Annotated in this window: 13 protein-coding genes; 10 read left to right on the top strand and 3 right to left on the bottom strand. The window is 49.7% G+C overall.

The features are described from left to right. Positions 1-15: 15 nt before the first annotated feature. From PSHG_RS10500 to PSHG_RS10455, 10 genes are all read left to right on the top strand, one after another. Positions 16-1,368, top strand: coding sequence for a Gfo/Idh/MocA family protein (locus PSHG_RS10500; protein ID WP_010272591.1), 1,353 nt, complete (start codon positions 16-18; stop codon positions 1,366-1,368). Further along, complete coding sequence (locus PSHG_RS10495; RefSeq protein WP_010272589.1) at positions 1,368-3,413, top strand: alpha/beta hydrolase family protein; 2,046 nt, start codon at positions 1,368-1,370, stop codon at positions 3,411-3,413. Before PSHG_RS10500 ends, PSHG_RS10495 begins: the two co-directional genes overlap by 1 nt. 123 nt (positions 3,414-3,536) lie before the next feature. Continuing rightward, positions 3,537-4,274: a 6-phosphogluconolactonase gene (locus PSHG_RS10490; protein ID WP_010272587.1), complete on the top strand. Its 738-nt coding sequence runs from the start codon at positions 3,537-3,539 to the stop codon at positions 4,272-4,274. A 1,685-nt stretch (positions 4,275-5,959) separates the two neighbouring features. Beyond that, positions 5,960-6,589, top strand: coding sequence for an HAD family hydrolase (locus PSHG_RS27265; protein WP_010272582.1), 630 nt, complete (start codon positions 5,960-5,962; stop codon positions 6,587-6,589). 8 nt (positions 6,590-6,597) lie between these two features. Continuing rightward, positions 6,598-6,699: an HAD hydrolase family protein gene (locus tag PSHG_RS31705; RefSeq protein ID WP_010272580.1), complete on the top strand. Its 102-nt coding sequence runs from the start codon at positions 6,598-6,600 to the stop codon at positions 6,697-6,699. Between the two features lie 794 nt (positions 6,700-7,493). Next, complete coding sequence (locus PSHG_RS27255; protein WP_010272577.1) at positions 7,494-9,536, top strand: PrsW family intramembrane metalloprotease; 2,043 nt, start codon at positions 7,494-7,496, stop codon at positions 9,534-9,536. 161 nt (positions 9,537-9,697) lie between these two features. Then, complete coding sequence (locus PSHG_RS10470; RefSeq protein WP_010272576.1) at positions 9,698-10,135, top strand: hypothetical protein; 438 nt, start codon at positions 9,698-9,700, stop codon at positions 10,133-10,135. A gap of 359 nt (positions 10,136-10,494) precedes the next feature. Further along, positions 10,495-11,553, top strand: a complete 1,059-nt coding sequence (locus PSHG_RS10465) for an ABC transporter substrate-binding protein (protein ID WP_010272575.1) — start codon at positions 10,495-10,497, stop codon at positions 11,551-11,553. Positions 11,554-11,680: 127 nt separating this feature from the next. Continuing rightward, positions 11,681-12,583 carry an ABC transporter permease gene (locus PSHG_RS10460; protein ID WP_010272574.1) on the top strand — a complete coding sequence of 301 codons (903 nt, stop codon included), beginning with the start codon at positions 11,681-11,683 and terminating at the stop codon, positions 12,581-12,583. Between the two features lies 1 nt (position 12,584). Next, positions 12,585-13,379 (top strand): ABC transporter ATP-binding protein, encoded by a 795-nt coding sequence (locus PSHG_RS10455; protein ID WP_010272573.1) that lies wholly within the window; start codon positions 12,585-12,587, stop codon positions 13,377-13,379. Positions 13,380-13,607: 228 nt separating this feature from the next. Here the strand turns inward: PSHG_RS10455 and PSHG_RS27250 are convergent, their stop codons facing one another. From PSHG_RS27250 to PSHG_RS27245, 3 genes are all read right to left on the bottom strand, one after another. Next, complete coding sequence (locus PSHG_RS27250) at positions 13,608-14,213, bottom strand: DUF4825 domain-containing protein (protein ID WP_157213444.1); 606 nt, start codon at positions 14,211-14,213, stop codon at positions 13,608-13,610. Continuing rightward, positions 14,203-14,892: a permease prefix domain 1-containing protein gene (locus tag PSHG_RS10445; protein ID WP_010272571.1), complete on the bottom strand. Its 690-nt coding sequence runs from the start codon at positions 14,890-14,892 to the stop codon at positions 14,203-14,205. The genes PSHG_RS27250 and PSHG_RS10445 overlap by 11 nt, the downstream gene beginning before the upstream one ends. Positions 14,893-14,898: 6 nt before the next feature. After that, positions 14,899-15,083 (bottom strand): PadR family transcriptional regulator (locus PSHG_RS27245; protein WP_010272569.1); only part of this gene is annotated, 185 nt, incomplete at its 5' end.

Here is a 15,083-nt window from a genome sequence, read left to right as displayed (position 1 = left end):
AGGAGGAACCAAGACATGAAGAAATACGTGCTGGTCGGAGCCGGTTCGAGAGCGCTATATATGTTTGCCAAGCCGCTGGCCGCTGATTGGAAAGACACGGTGTCCTTTGCCGGGGTTTACGATACTAATCCAAAGCGTGCCCGCTTCTTGAGTGAGGAGTGCGGGGGGATTCCCGTTTATGATGATTTCCAGGGGATGCTTGCCTCGGTGCAGCCGGATGTGGTGATCGTGGCCAGTGCCGACTACACCCATCACACTTACATTGTGGAAGCTCTAAATGCAGGGTGTGATGTCATCAGTGAGAAGCCGATGACCATTGATGAAGAGAAGTGTTGGGAAATTCTCAAAGCGGAGCAGGAGAGCGGGAAAAAAGTAACCGTTACGTTCAATCTCCGCTTTGCTCCGTACTTTGCCCGGGTTAAAGAGTTGTTAATGGCCGGAACGATCGGAGAGGTCTTTCATATTGATCTGGAATGGTTCCTTGACCGCCGCCACGGGGCGGATTACTTCCGCAGATGGCACGCGGAATTGGGCAACAGCGGCGGGCTGCTCGTACACAAGTCCACTCATCATTTTGACATAGTGAATTGGTGGATGAATAGCTGTCCTGAAGAGGTGCATGCTTTCGGAGCGAGACGGGTCTACGGGGACGACCGCCAAGAGCACGGGGGGCGCTGTCTGACCTGTCATCGTCAGGACGATTGCGAATTCTATCTGGATATCGAGAAGGATGAGTTTATGAATCAGTACTATCGTCAGGCTGAAGGTGAGGATGGGTATATCCGTGACCGCTGTCTGTTCGACAGCCGGATAGATATCTACGATACGATGTCGGTACAGGTGCGCTACCAGAATCAGGCTATGCTGACCTATTCGCTAGTCGCTTACAGCCCTTACGAGGGCTGGCGGGCTGCGATTAACGGAAGCAAGGGACGGATTGAGGTCTCCAATATATACGCGAATGCGGATATGAAGCAGGGCGAGGCCAACCGGATTTACATCTATCACGCGGACGGCAGACAGGAGCTTGTGGAAGTGGATGTTTCCGCTTCCGGTCACGGTGGAGGAGATGCCAAGCTGCGCAGAGCTTTGTTTGCTCAAGATGGCGTGCCCGACCCGTTGGGGCAGCAGGCAGACAGCCGGATTGGAGCGCAATCTATGCTGATTGGCGTGCTGGCGAACCGCTCCATTGCCGAAGGCGGGGTGCAGAAGCTGCCTGATCTGTCGGCAGCAGCTATTCGTGCGGCTGGCCCATACGGCGCAGAACAAGGCGAGCGGGAGCTGCGTCTGAAAAGGGAGCGATCATCGGAAGATAATCAGTCGCCGCGCCTGGGAAGCGGACGGTTGTCAGAAGGTGAGCGCGGGTGATGAAGATGAAGATAGACGAACTTGAGCAGTACTGCTGTACTTTATACGATACGAGAGATCAGTTAAAACAGTACGTGTTCTCGCGTGCTGACGAGGCGTTTGCTGCGGGAGACCGGGCGAGAGACCGTTTGATCACACGGGAGGATGTGCTTCGCAGGCAGCAGGAATTTCGCAAGGCGTTTTTTCAGGCGCTTGGCGGCTGGCCTGACGATGATGTTCGAACAGATAGCCGCATCCGGGCGGAGTACGGGCAGAAGGTTCTGCACAACAACTATGAAACGAAATGTGAAGATGCAATACGACGCACAGGGGAAGATTGCCCGCTGAATGCACGGACGATAGGGATGATCAGGGAAAGCGGGCTTACTATCGAGAATATCGTATTCGAAGCAAGGCGCGGCCACTATGTGACAGGTAACCTGTATCTTCCGCAAGTCCGCGAGCAGCGCTCAGCTGCAATCTTGTTTCTGTGCGGCCATGAGAAGGAAGGCAAGCACAGTCCATATTATCAGCGGGTCATCCGCCATTTTGTCCGGGCAGGCCTCGTAGTGTTTGCTATAGATCCGCCGGGGCAGGGGGAACGGCTCAGCTTTTGCGGACATCCGGAGCGGGATGGGGAGGTTGCCTGGGGCACTCAGGAGCACCAGCATTACGGTGTGCAGTGCCATTTCCTTGGGGAAAGCGTAGCCCGCTATTTTCTCCATGATGCTGCGCGCGCTCTCGACTATTTGTGCGCCCGCCCGGAGGTCGATCCGAGCCGGATTGGAGTGACCGGCAATTCGGGCGGAGGCACTCAAACCGCGATGATGATGGTAGGCGACGATCGCATTGCGGCGGCAGCTCCGGCAACGTTTATTATGAATCGGCAGCAGTACATGCATGCCGGCGGCGTACAGGATGCAGAGCAGGTTTGGCCGGGCTTGACTGCGCTCGGTTATGATCATGAGGACCTGCTGCTTGCTTTTGCTCCGAAGCCGTTATTGATATTGGCGGCCGAGTATGATTTTTTTCCGATTGAAGCAACGCGCCGTACGGTCGAACGCAGCATGCGATACTGGAAGCTGCTTGGCGAACCCGATCTGCTGCAGCTCGTTACGGACACTTCCACACATCACTATACGGACCGTATGGCTAACGAAGCGGCTGCGTTCTTTGTTCGCCATTTGCAGGTGAAGGTTGCCCAGAGCGACGTGAGACTGGAGGCCATCTCGCCGAAGAAGCTGTGGTGTTCAGCAACAGGGCAGGTGCATAGGGATATGAAGGATGCCCGCACAATTGGCGATGAAAATGCGGACCGCTGCGAGCAGTGGCGGCATATTCGCGCCGCACGGCCGCAGAAGCTTGCGCGGAATCAAGCAAGGGAATGGCTGTCCAGTCAGGTGTACTCCGGCCGCAGGCCCTGTGACTGGAACCCGCGCGTTGTAGAGCTTGGCAAGGTGGAGGGGCTGCGTGTCGATTACCGGCTGTGGTGGTCCCAGGAGGGGATCATGAACAGTGCTTATGTTTTTCACGGTGTCAACAATGGAACTCAAAAGGAAGAGCATCCCGGCAAGCTGCCTTTAACCGTTGCGATTTGGCAGGGAGGGACAAGAAAGCTTCAGAAGCACTGGCCGTGGATCGCGCAGACTTGCGGCAAAGGCAGATCTGTCCTGGTCGTTAATCTTTCGGGTATGGGCCCTCATGAGCCTTATCCGATATACGGCAAACCGCCGTACTCTTTTTTTGGCGTGCTGCACAAATTGACCGATGATTTGATTTGGCTTGGAGACAGTCTGGCTGCTCTAAGGACTTATGATGTGTTGCGATGTGTCGGAGCAATAGCGCACTTCGGAGAATGGCTGAGCGAAGATATCCGGTTTCATGCTGAGGGGCGTGAAGCGATCTATATCCAGCTTGCCGCATTATTGGATGACAGCATTCGGATCAGCTCCGAGATGCGACCGATCTCATTCAAAGATCTGATTACCGCCCCGCCTGGGGACGAGAACGAGCTTATGAGTGTTGTTTGGCCAGGCATTTTACGGGTTCTTGACATCGGGGAATGACAAACGTCTTGACGCCGGGGAATCGCGATTGTTTGACCGCTGACCCAAGGGGAAATCTTGGCGCAGCGAATGCTGAATAGAATCCTCATGAAAATCAACATCTAAGCAAGGAGGCTTACTGACATGCAATTAACTATTATGGAGCAGGCGGATCAGGCAGGGCTTACGGCAGCTCTTGCTTGCGAAGCTTTGCTCAAGGAAATTATCGCCGAACAGGGAAGAGCCAGGATTGTGCTGTCAACCGGGGCATCTCAGTTTGAGTTTTTGTCGCATTTTGTAAAAAGGGAAATACAATGGGACAAAGTGGAAATGTTCCATTTGGATGAATATATTGGTCTTCCAGAGTCGCATCCTGCAAGCTTCCGCCGTTATTTGAAGGAGCGTTTTTTGAAATTCGCGCCGGTAGGCCGGGCCTGTCTAATCGACGGCGAGAGCAAAGCCGAGGAAGTCGTTGCGCTGTTAAATAAAGAGATTGAACAGGCGCCTGTTGACCTTGCTTTGATCGGAATTGGAGAGAACGCTCATATTGCGTTTAACGATCCTCCGGCGGATTTTCAATTAGAATCTCCTTATACCATTGTCAATTTAAGTGAAACCTGCAAGCGGCAGCAGGTTAGAGAGGGGTGGTTTGAGCGTACCGGGGACGTTCCCGAGCAGGCTATCACGATGACGGTTCAACATATTTTAAAAAGCCGTCATATCGTTTCCGTAGTCCCCCGCCAAGCCAAGGCAAAGGCAATAGCGGATACGTTTCGAGAGACCGTTGATCCGAATGTGCCCGCTACCATCCTAAAAACACACCCGAGCTGGAGGCTTTATTTGGATAAGGAATCTTCGGCCAGCATTTATCAATGGGTGTAAAAGCGGCTGCTGAACTGGACCTTTCGATAAAAATGGACAGGACCTTTCAATAAAAATGAAAATGAACAGGACCTTTCAATAAAAAGTTAAAACCGACCTTAAAATGTTAAAACCCGACATTCGTTCGCGGTACTTCAAAGCCGCGAGTTATGTCGGGTTATGGTTATTTCCACGTCTAGACCGCGGTATGGTCTTCTGTGCGGTGTGTGTTCGCTCAATGTTAAAGCATCTCCAAAACAATGAAAGCCCTGCCTCTCTTCCATCCTTGCGGCTCCGAAGACCGCGCCAGTGTGAATCGGTGATACTTGTAAACCTTAACTTTCTTGTTCATGTTCTATTTGTTGGGTGAAATAGAATGGTACATAGAAGTGATTTTTCCTGCGTAGATAGGGAAAATGATGAGGGTTTCAAGCGAATCAAATAATTATATCCCATTCTTTTCTATTTGTCAAAGCAATCGATGATTTATGCATAATAATAAAGCTTGACGCTGCTGCGCCCGGAAGCAGCTGCTTTGGATTCTAACGCTCGCGGTGGTACAACGAAAGACATTTACAATTCCTAGACAGACTCCATAGGCAGTAGTGGAGAATAGGATAAGGAAATTCGATAATGCGATGAAAACCGTCATGCCATTGAATTCTCAGGCACACCTCCTGCATGAAAATAGCCAAGATTGGCGGGTTGGCGGGGGTCGCGGGCTTGTTTCCTGCATTTTGTACGAAATGTCGTACAAATGCCTGGGGTTGAAGGGCGAATACGGAGATTTGTATGAAACGTCGTACAAATACAGGGGATTGAAGGGCGATTACCCAAGATTTGTATGACAAATCGTACAAATGCGGGAGATTGAAGTGCGATTACTGGAGATTTGTATGACAAATCGTACAAATGCATACAAATACAGGGCTTTAAGCTACGAAGGAGCTGCAGTCAGTGTTACAGACGAAACGTCGTACTATGCATGGGATTGAGGTGCTATTACCCAAGATTTCTCGTCATGCCGGGCGTTTTATTTTCACAGAAATTTTGGTCTCGAATAAAAACCAGTTGATTTCTTTCTTCATTCATGTACAATAGTGATAATGATTATCATTGTTGACGGATTAAAGACGGATAAAGATTAGGATGGAGTGGAACGGACAAAATGAGTTTACTGCCATTGCTTGTATTGTTTATCTTATTCGGGGTTGGGAGCTTCTGCGTATTTATGGCTATGGAGCATGCTAATCAAACTGAGCAGTTCTGGAGACGCCGTCGTGCATCGGTCCCTGCTTCACGTTTCCAGCAAACTAGTGGGAAGATTGTCAACGAAATGAGCCGCTGATCCTTTATTAGCCGGTCCATTATTAACATGAAATGCGCGAGGTTATATTATTGATACGATTTGAGCGGACGTTAAGCGGAAAGTCTGCTGACTTTCCCATTTAACCTCGTTAATTCTTTTTAGATTCAGATCATGGAGAATAAAAGCGTCTTCCTCCGGCTGGCGGCTAGGTGTCCGCAGGTATTCGGAGTAAGGTGCTTTTGTTATTTTTAACATTAGTTTTGTAGACTAAGCATACAGCTGATCCAGATATGGGATAGTAGTATCATAGAAACCAGATGGGATAGTAATCTATAGGGAACCAGATGGAATAATAGTTCTTTGGGAACAGAGAGAATGGAAAGGCGGAAGACAGCTTATGAATTGCAAATTGTTGGCACTGGATATGGATGGGACCCTGCTTAATTCACAATCTGAGGTATCGGAGGAGAACCGGCGGGCGATTCATCTGGCTCAGCAAGCGGGTGTGCAGGTTGTTCTGGCTACTGGGCGAAGCCTGCGGGAAATTAAGCAGCTGACTGCGGGGATGGATTTTCCAGGACCTGTTATTGCCAATAACGGCAGTGAAATATGGGTCAAGCCAGGTATCTTGCACGGCAGATACTTGATGAAGGAAATCCAGGTGCGGCATATCCTTGATGTTATTAATTCCTGTCCGGATCCGCTTATTTTCTGGGCACATTCAACGGAAGCGTCTCTTATGTCCATAGACGAGCTTATCCGCTGGCCGAAGCATCATATTTGGCTGCAGCTTGGATTTAAAACCAGTGAATTATCCTGGCTGAGCCAGGTGCGGAAACAATTAACAGACTGGGGAGAAGTGGAGGTCAGCAGCTCCTCACCCGATAATGTGGAAGTAAATCCTAAAGGCCGCAGCAAAGGGGCTGGGCTAATCGAGGTGTGCGATTTGCTTGGTATATCTCCACAGGATACCATTGCGGTGGGAGACGGCAACAATGATCTTTCCGCTTCCGTGTTGCCGGTCTGAGCATAGCCATGAGCAATGCACCCGAGGAAATCCGGCAAGCCGCTGATGAGGTAACAGGCCATCAGGATGACAACGGGGTGGCGCAGGTTATTTACAAATATATTTTGTAGAACAATCTTTTTTGCGGTCTTCTAGTCAAATCTGCCGGTCTGTCGATGGCATTGGAACAGGAGCACTCGTTATCGAAAAGTTCTTTTTCAACAACGAGTGCTTAAGGGCTTCTCTAATCTTGATTCCGGAATAACACCGAAGCTTCGCCGTTCTCGCGGAGATCCAATAGCTGTTCAGTATAAATCGGTCTTTTCTCTGTCGTAAGCGAAATTATTGAATTGGTAGAAGCAGCGGGTTACACCATGAAAGTTAAGCATGTGGAATCCGCGTTGTCCATTTACCGCTCGTGCGGCCGCTTCCGGAGTAAGCTTCGTAGTAAATTCAAGGCGATCCGCCAACTCGATGTCCGTGTCTGGCTCCCCCCTGTAATCTGTATGCCGCCTGGAGTTTCATGCGCTTCAAGCGAGCGTCTGTCAGCTCCACTTCTTTCCCTCCTGATTGCGGCCGGGCTTTTTATTTTACTTCTAAGGCCTTTGAATCGCCATTTTTCTCTCGCTGGATTTCAGACAATTAATTTTAGTTTGCAAATTTTTCAAAGTGCCAAGCACCGCATTCCCCCTGTTTCGCCCGGGTGCAGTTGGGTTAAAGGTTGTGGAAAATTGTCTTCTTTGAAGTGTAAGCAAAAGATATATAAATAAATAAGCTTCTCAAGCGGGATCCTGGCAACAAACAAGCGGGAAGTGCCTGAAAACAGCTGGTTTTTACGAATGCTTTTAAGAAGTGAAATTGACTTAGCCAGCATACTCTATTCTTCGTCAAAGCCATATTGGAAAAGGGAGGGGCTATAGCTGTAATGACAACGACAATCAATCGTTTGCGGATTGTGGTGCGAGACGGAGCGGAGGCTTTATACCGCAAGGGGAAGGGATGGCTGGAGGCTTATCCGATCCTGCAAAAGGGGCTGGCGGTGTTAAGCTGGCTGTCGCTGATCGTGCTGATTCTCAGTCTGATTTTTGTAGAAGCTTCCAGAGAAATGATGGTTCAGTTTTTGTGGTCATTTTATCTGATTATTCAATTCTGGCTGTTGTGCCGCAGCAAAACGCTTTCCTGGAAGCATTACATAGTCTTTTTCTTTATCGGTGCTTATCTTGTATCCTTTATTACGGCCTTGACCTTGAATGTAACACACGGAATATTTGGAGGAAGGACGAGCGACACCTGGAGTCAGGCTGTTGTCACTCCGATTGTTGAGGAAATTTACAAGGTACTGCCCCTATTGGTATATCTTTTCTTCTCGCGCCGGGCAAGGTCTTTAAGCTTGATCGATTACGGTTTGATCGGCTTTGCGTCAGGGGCTGGCTTTCAGTTTGTCGAAGAAACGGCACGTCGCTGGATCAGCGGCTGGTTTCCCTATGGAACTACGCTGCTGGGGGGGCAGTCGATTCATTGGGAGCTTTTCGATCTGTTCCCCGGATATTTCGAGGAAAGCTGGTTACCGGACCGGATGATGCCGGGGCATGCTCTTCATGCCGCTTTAACGGCAATCGGTATAGGTATAGCGATACGTCTTTACAAGCATTACAAAGCTTACATAGTTATACTTCCAGGCTTTCTGTTAGTTTGGTCGATTATTGGCCATGCCGATTGGAACGGACAGTACTCGCTTCCTGATTGGGTCGGCAAGCTGCACGATATGTTCGGCAGCGGTTACGCGGTGGAACCGGTGCTGCTTGCTTTTTTAATAATGGCTACGACTCACGATTATATCCAGTTGAACAAGGTGCGGGATCGCCTCCCTATGTTGAAAGGGGAGCGCTGGATCTTGCCGACAACGGAAGTATGGATTATGGTAAAATCAGCTTTTGTCGACAGGGCCAGTTTCCATAGCTATATGCATTTCTTTCGGGTTCGGCGGGACGAAGCTTTCATCCACTTGTACGGAAAAGAAGAAGCGCAGGAGCGATTGCCGGACATCAGGCAGGCTCTTCAGAAATACGGGAAGGCGCTTGCGCTTGCCCTTTTGCTAGGTGTGTTTGTCGTTGCAGCCGCTGGCCTCGTCCTGGATTCTGCAGTTCTCTCTGAGAAAGAGTCCTGTCTCGCTTGTCAATTCGATCGGCTGCAAAGCTGGTGGGACCGCCTGGAATGGTATGAGCAAGGCGCTATTATTTTGGGTGCGATCGCTCTATCCATGCTCTTTGTCTCTTTCTGGCCAGCAGTCGGAATAGGCATGACCTTATCCGGAGTGGCCGGCAGCGGGCACGAGATAGCCGCTTCCATTCGTGATCCGAAGCGTCTCCTTACTCCGTCTACTGCGGTGGCGTTAGGGACGGAGATGCTGTTAAGCCGCATCCCTCTGGGAAGGCTGTTTGGCGGCAGCAGAGCACCGTCTGCTAGCCTCGGCGGCGGTGGAGCCGGCCGTGGCGGAGCAGGCAGCGGCGGCAGTGGACGCGGAGGCGAAGGCGGCGGCAGCGGACGCGGAGGCGACGGAGGCGAAGGCAGCGGCGGGAGCGGACGCAGCGCCGATCAGGAGATGCGCCGGGGCATGGCCGAGAGCCCTTCGAGCGACAAGTGGGGGACGCTATCGGATGGCACTAACCAAGGCATCAAGCATTATGCCGATTACTGGGACAAATACCCGGAGCGAGTTCCTTCCCTGGCGCAGCGGCTTGGTGTCGATCCTTCCGACTTTGATCTCTCTGTCAGAGGCTTCGAGAACTTTACGAGTCAGGCAGAGAGGGTAGTTCAGCAGGGCGTCCACCGCCATGTGAATGGTAAGGACATCTATTTCATTGAAGGAGCACAAAAAGCGAAAAAAGGGGTAGTGGTCATCCTGAAGGACGGCAAGCTGCAATCGATGATGCCGAGTGATCCGCGATCTTTTAACAAGCTGCAATAGATGAGTGCTGCCCTTAAGATGACATCCGTCATGTTATTAAAAGCTATGGAAACAAGGCACTCCATAATACGAACCACGCGGATTTTTACCGCTTTGACCGTTTATACGCAATGATATTTTCCAAGGAAATAACCAGTTAAAAAGCCATGGAGGGACAAGGGATGGGAATAGAGTCGATGGTGATTGAGCAAATTCAGGGTGATGGTTACGAACGGGTGGCCAAATTCAAAAGAGAGGACGAATTGCCTGCGGTCTGGTGCCATTTTATTCAGCATGACGAATATTTGGAGCCGGGTGAGGAGCCGCAAGCCCTAAGATCCGGCTGCCGTGTCGAAGGCCGATTTAGTATTCAGCTAGTACTGAGCTGTGAACCTGTTCATTCGGATGCTCAAATTGGGTTCAAGCAGGAGTTGGAAGCCTCCTCGCATATTGAAGCGGTTGGCAGAGTGACGGAGCGACTAGATGACGATGAATTCATCGGAGATTTTGGTCCCTTGGGCGACTCGGTTCGGGTGGAGCTTGAGCAATCGTTGGAATTAGAAGTTGGAACGCTTGTAAGAGTAAAAGGAAATTTGGAGTGGGAGGAAGCAGACGGATAACAGGCTCTTATTGTAAACTGCGGTTAGGTGTGCTGATCCCCTCATACTGGGACATCACGCCTGATTCTTCTTCTGACATGCATTCAAACGCCGTTCGTGCAACCCTTCTCCCGGGAATGCAATGTAGCGAAATAGTAGGGCCGATTGGAGAGAACATGAATAAATAAACGGACAGCTCTTTGCAAATTCTGTCATTGACGGTGAGGTTCAACCATAATAAGATGTTTGTATTGTAAGTGGTGACAAAATAAAATAAGAATGGGTTCTGAACTATGTCTTGTTAGCTTGGAAATTTTTAGGGGTTCATGTCAAAATACTGTTATAATAATTTTATCATTACTGGGGAGGTCATTTTACAAATGAGAAAATGGAATAAGCTTTCTACTTTTATTCTCGCCGTGCCGCTATTAGTTTTAAGTGCATGCGGCGGCGGCAGCGGAGGAGGTTCGGCATCGTCACCATCTCCTACTCCTTCTTCTGCGCCCAATGAAGGGGAAACCGGACAAGTATACGAAATTGGCATTACCCAAATTGTCGAGCACCCTTCGCTTGATGCTACTCGTGAAGGCTTTCTTGCCGCTCTGGCAGATAACGGTTTTGTTGAAGGAGACAATTTGAAAGTTGATTATCAGAATGCTCAGAATGACCAGAATAATGCGATGACTATCGCCCAGAAGTTTGCCAGTGACAATAAAGATCTGGTGTTGGCGATTGCCACGCCTTCCGCCCAGGCAGTTGTCCAGCAGGTTCAAAACAGTCCGGCTATGTTCGCTGCAGTGACCGATCCTCTGGATGCAAAATTGGTACAAGATATGGAGAAGCCAGGCGGCAATGTTACAGGGGCGGCTGATTATAATCCGGAATCGACCGTGAAACTGATGGAATTTATTGCGGAAGAGCTGCCGCATATCCAAACGGTTGGGGCCATTGTCAATGAAGGGGAAGTAAATGCCACCATTATCGTTAAGCGAGCTGAAGAGGTGCTGGCTGAGCACGGCATAACTTTGACCCGGGCTGCGGTAACCAATACCTCGGAGGTAAGACAAGCCGCAGAATCGTTGGTCGGCCGCGCAGATGCTTTCTTTGTTGCTCTTGATAACACGGTAGTGAGCGCCCTGGACTCTATCTTGCAAGTTTCCGAAGCTAACAATATCCCTCTGTTCTCCAGTGACAGAGATACTGTGGAGGGTGGAGCTGTAGCTGCTTTTGGCTTCAGCTATTACGATCACGGCTATCAGGCTGGTGAGACGGCGGCTGAGATATTGAACGGAGCAAACCCTGGTGATTTGGCTGTTACCGTGCCTGATCAATTGGATTTGATTTTCAATGTTGAAGCCGCTGCAAAACAAGGCATCGAAGTCACCGACTCGATTCGTGCAAAAGTCACGAATGCGGAAAATCTTCTGAACGATAACTAATCTGTCGATTGGAGCGAACCGGGTCTGCCGGATTGAAGTAGTTTGATCACATAATGATACATGGTCGAGGGAGCGGCTTACAGCATTCAGACCGCTCCCGATTACGTTTTGACTGGGGGTTGCATTGATGGGAGTTGCCATGCTCGGCGCTGTTGAATCGGGGCTGCTCTATGCCTTAATGGCATTAGGAGTATATATTACATTTCGCATCCTGGACTTCCCTGATTTGACAGTAGACGGGAGTTTTACTACTGGCGGGGCTATTGCCGCGCTAATGATCGCTTCAGGCTACTCGCCGATTGTGGCTACGGCGGCAGCTTTCGCAGGCGGATTAGCTGCAGGAGCCTGTACAGGATTGCTCAATACAAAGGCCAGAATCAACGGTTTGCTTTCCGGCATTTTGATGATGATAGCCCTTTATTCTATTAATCTGCGAATTATGGGCAAGCCCAATATTTCCATTTACGGGGAGCAAACAGTATTTACCGGTCTTCCTCTGCTCCTCCTGATGCCGATTGCGATTATCCTTATTAAGCTTTTAATGGATTGGTTTTTATATACCGATTTTGGTCTTGCGCTGCGGGCGACCGGGGATAATTCGAAAATGATTCGCAGCTTTGGGGTGAATACTCATACGACTGTCATTGTCGGAGTAGCGCTGTCCAACGGACTGGTGGCGCTTTCCGGAAGCTTGATTGTACAGTATAACTCATTTGCTGATATATCCATGGGAATTGGCATGATCGTCATCGGCCTCGCCTCGGTTATTATCGGGGAGACGATTTTTGGCTCGCGTTCTGTGTTTGTAACGACGATCTCCGTCATTCTTGGAGCGATCGTATACCGATTGGTTTACGCTTTGGCCCTGCGGGTCGAATGGTTAAACGCAACCGATATGAAGCTAATTACTGCTGTGATCGTCATTATTGCCCTCGTGGTGCCTATGGTTCGCAAATCCCTTCACCAGAAAGCTGTTGCCAAAAAACGTGCGGAGCAGCTGCTGCAAGGGACCGGGGGAGGTGCTCGTTAATATGCTAAAGCTGCAGAGCGTGTCCAAATTATTTAACCCCGGAACTCCGGATGAGAAGATTGCTTTGTCGGATATTCAGCTGCATCTTAAGCCGGGTGATTTTGTTACCGTTATTGGCAGTAACGGGGCGGGGAAGTCGACGATGATGAATATGATCTCTGGAGCTCTGCTCCCGGATAAAGGGGAGATTTTTATCGAGGACAAGCCTGTCCATTCCATTCCCGAATATAAGCGGAGCCAATGGATCGGCCGGGTGTTTCAGGACCCGATGGCGGGTACTGCCCCCCGAATGACGATTCAGGAGAATTTGGCGATGGCTTATGCCCGAAATAAGCGAAGAGGACTGGGCATGGGGGTAAACAGCAAAAAGCGGGCCTTCTTCAAGGAGCAGCTGAGCCGTCTGGGAATCGGCCTGGAGAATCGGCTGCAGGCCAAGGTTGGCTTGTTATCCGGCGGTGAGCGCCAAGCGCTTAGCTTGCTGATGTCGACTTTTACGAATCCGCAGATTCTTTTGCTGGACGAGCATACAGCGGCGCTGGATCCTTCACGTGCTGCATTGTTAACCCGCTTAACGAAAGAAATTGTAGAACAGTCTAAATTAACGACGTTAATGGTCACCCACAACATGGAACAGGCCATTGAATTGGGCAATCGCCTGATTATGATGGACAAGGGGAAAATCATTCTAGATATCCCGCCGGAGGAAAAGAGCGGCTTGACCGTACAGCGGCTGCTGGAGGAGTTCGAAAGAATTCGTGGCACGAAACTGGCGGATGACCGGGTCGTGCTGGGCTGATCAACAAGAATAGAAAACCAAGCCTCACTTGCCTGACTTTGGGTGAGCGGCTTGGTTTTTTTTGAAATTCAGATGCACTACAATTAAAAAATCTTAATAATGGGTTGAGCTGCCATATTTCATGCTTGGAGACTCGCTGTAAACGGCAAGGCCTAAGGGTGCTCGTCTCGTCTGCTTGTCTACTCGTCTGCTCGTCTAAAGAGCGCTCGTTCAAAAAGACGGGTAGTGCTAATAGAGAGAGGCGGATAGAGTGGAGGGGGCCAAGGCACTCTTAGTCTGAATGACAGCCGTTTGCTCCATAAAATGTTCAACCACGTCAGCATTATGCAGCCCGTTGCGAACTCTGTTATCCCAAAGATCTTCATCCCGGAGCGTGCTGAGGTCCGCTTCTCCATACCATTCTGCCACTTTGTCCCTCACAAAAGTATATTCCTGATCGGGAAACTGCAAGGTCAGCCTTTGCAGATTATCGATCAGTACAAAATTCGCTGTCACATTATACATAAAAGCTTGGCCCCTTGAAGAAGAGTCCAGAAAAGCAGCGGGCTCTGTAAAGATCAATTGAGCATGCAGGTCGTCTGGATACAGCTGAAAGGTAAAGCTTAAATCCCGGAAAAGGGGAAGCCGATTATTGAGATTGGACAGATTGCTGGCATTGCCCATGTAGGGGTGCTGAAAAGCAAGCAGCTTGGAAAAGTCGTGAGTGAGCGGGCTTTGCTGCTGTTCTTCGTAAACGAGCTCCTGTTTATTTAAATAGGGCTTTACTGCCCCTTGTATAGTCAGGAACAGGATAAGGCCTGTGACAAGCAGAGCAATGATCCATTTATTCTTCATTTGCATAGCGGTTCACCTCATATTTGTGTGGAAGTCGTGCTGACTGATGGAACATTAAGGGGATAACTATCGATGTCAGAGGCTTAACATAGTCAATCAGCAGCAAAGCAAATTGATACGGGCCATTCACCTGGATGGCGCGTCCAAACCAGATCTGACTGCCAAAGTTCATAGCCGTTACAAACAGGAGCATTATGATTACAAACAGACCCCAGATCGTCCACGCTATCCGACTGGCTTGGCGGCGTTGCTGGATATCAATCGCAGCAAGCTGGTCAAGCCGGCCTTCTTGTTTGTATCGGTAACTAAGAAAAGCGTAGGCTAGTAAACTTGCTCCAATAGCAACGGGAACCAGTACAGACAGCCAAAAGCCCGGTTGAATAAGCGTCATGGGAAGAGTAAAAATCCAGATGATGAGTAAATAAATAAGCAAAGTCTGCATCCATTCCAGGCGGTAACGATAAATATATATGGCACTATCCTCTTCCATTAAAAAGTCCAGTGACGTAATAGAGCGTTTCGCCTTGGCAATCGATTCTTCATACGACATTCCTTCGAGCTGGTAGTCCGCGACCTTCTCCTCCAAATTGCTCAGAATTTCCTGCTTTAATTCCTCGGTTTCCGCCGTTCGCCGCTGCTTGGCAAACAAATGCTCAACATGATCCTGCAGTTCTTTCATTACCAGTTACTCCTTTACATCAGATTCAATCAAGCGATCAATCAATTGCCTGGCCGCTTGCCAGGAATCGTAATTCCGTTTATATAAAGCCCTGCCCATGCCGGTAATCCGGTAGTACTTGCGGCGGCCGCCCTGTGTTTCCTCACCCCAATACGATTCAATCATCTGCTGCTTCTCCAAGCGGCGGAGAC

It is taken from the genome of Paenibacillus senegalensis JC66 (assembly GCF_000285515.1).
GTDB classification, from domain to species: domain Bacteria; phylum Bacillota; class Bacilli; order Paenibacillales; family NBRC-103111; genus Paenibacillus_L; species Paenibacillus_L senegalensis.
The sequence above is the reverse complement of the archived record's forward strand: the minus strand, read 5'-3'. Positions and strand labels throughout refer to the sequence as shown.

Excerpts from the sequence above, each read along its gene's own strand:
- PSHG_RS10500 (WP_010272591.1), top strand. The coding sequence starts at position 16 with ATGAAGAAATACGTGCTGGTCGGAGCCGGTTCGAGAGCGCTATATATG.
- PSHG_RS10495 (WP_010272589.1), top strand. The coding sequence starts at position 1,368 with ATGAAGATGAAGATAGACGAACTTGAGCAGTACTGCTGTACTTTATAC.
- PSHG_RS10490 (WP_010272587.1), top strand. The coding sequence starts at position 3,537 with ATGCAATTAACTATTATGGAGCAGGCGGATCAGGCAGGGCTTACGGCA.
- PSHG_RS27265 (WP_010272582.1), top strand. The coding sequence starts at position 5,960 with ATGAATTGCAAATTGTTGGCACTGGATATGGATGGGACCCTGCTTAAT.
- PSHG_RS31705 (WP_010272580.1), top strand. The coding sequence starts at position 6,598 with ATGAGCAATGCACCCGAGGAAATCCGGCAAGCCGCTGATGAGGTAACA.
- PSHG_RS27255 (WP_010272577.1), top strand. The coding sequence starts at position 7,494 with ATGACAACGACAATCAATCGTTTGCGGATTGTGGTGCGAGACGGAGCG.
- PSHG_RS10470 (WP_010272576.1), top strand. The coding sequence starts at position 9,698 with ATGGGAATAGAGTCGATGGTGATTGAGCAAATTCAGGGTGATGGTTAC.
- PSHG_RS10465 (WP_010272575.1), top strand. The coding sequence starts at position 10,495 with ATGAGAAAATGGAATAAGCTTTCTACTTTTATTCTCGCCGTGCCGCTA.
- PSHG_RS10460 (WP_010272574.1), top strand. The coding sequence starts at position 11,681 with ATGGGAGTTGCCATGCTCGGCGCTGTTGAATCGGGGCTGCTCTATGCC.
- PSHG_RS10455 (WP_010272573.1), top strand. The coding sequence starts at position 12,585 with ATGCTAAAGCTGCAGAGCGTGTCCAAATTATTTAACCCCGGAACTCCG.
- PSHG_RS27250 (WP_157213444.1), bottom strand. The coding sequence starts at position 14,213 with ATGAAGAATAAATGGATCATTGCTCTGCTTGTCACAGGCCTTATCCTG.
- PSHG_RS10445 (WP_010272571.1), bottom strand. The coding sequence starts at position 14,892 with ATGAAAGAACTGCAGGATCATGTTGAGCATTTGTTTGCCAAGCAGCGG.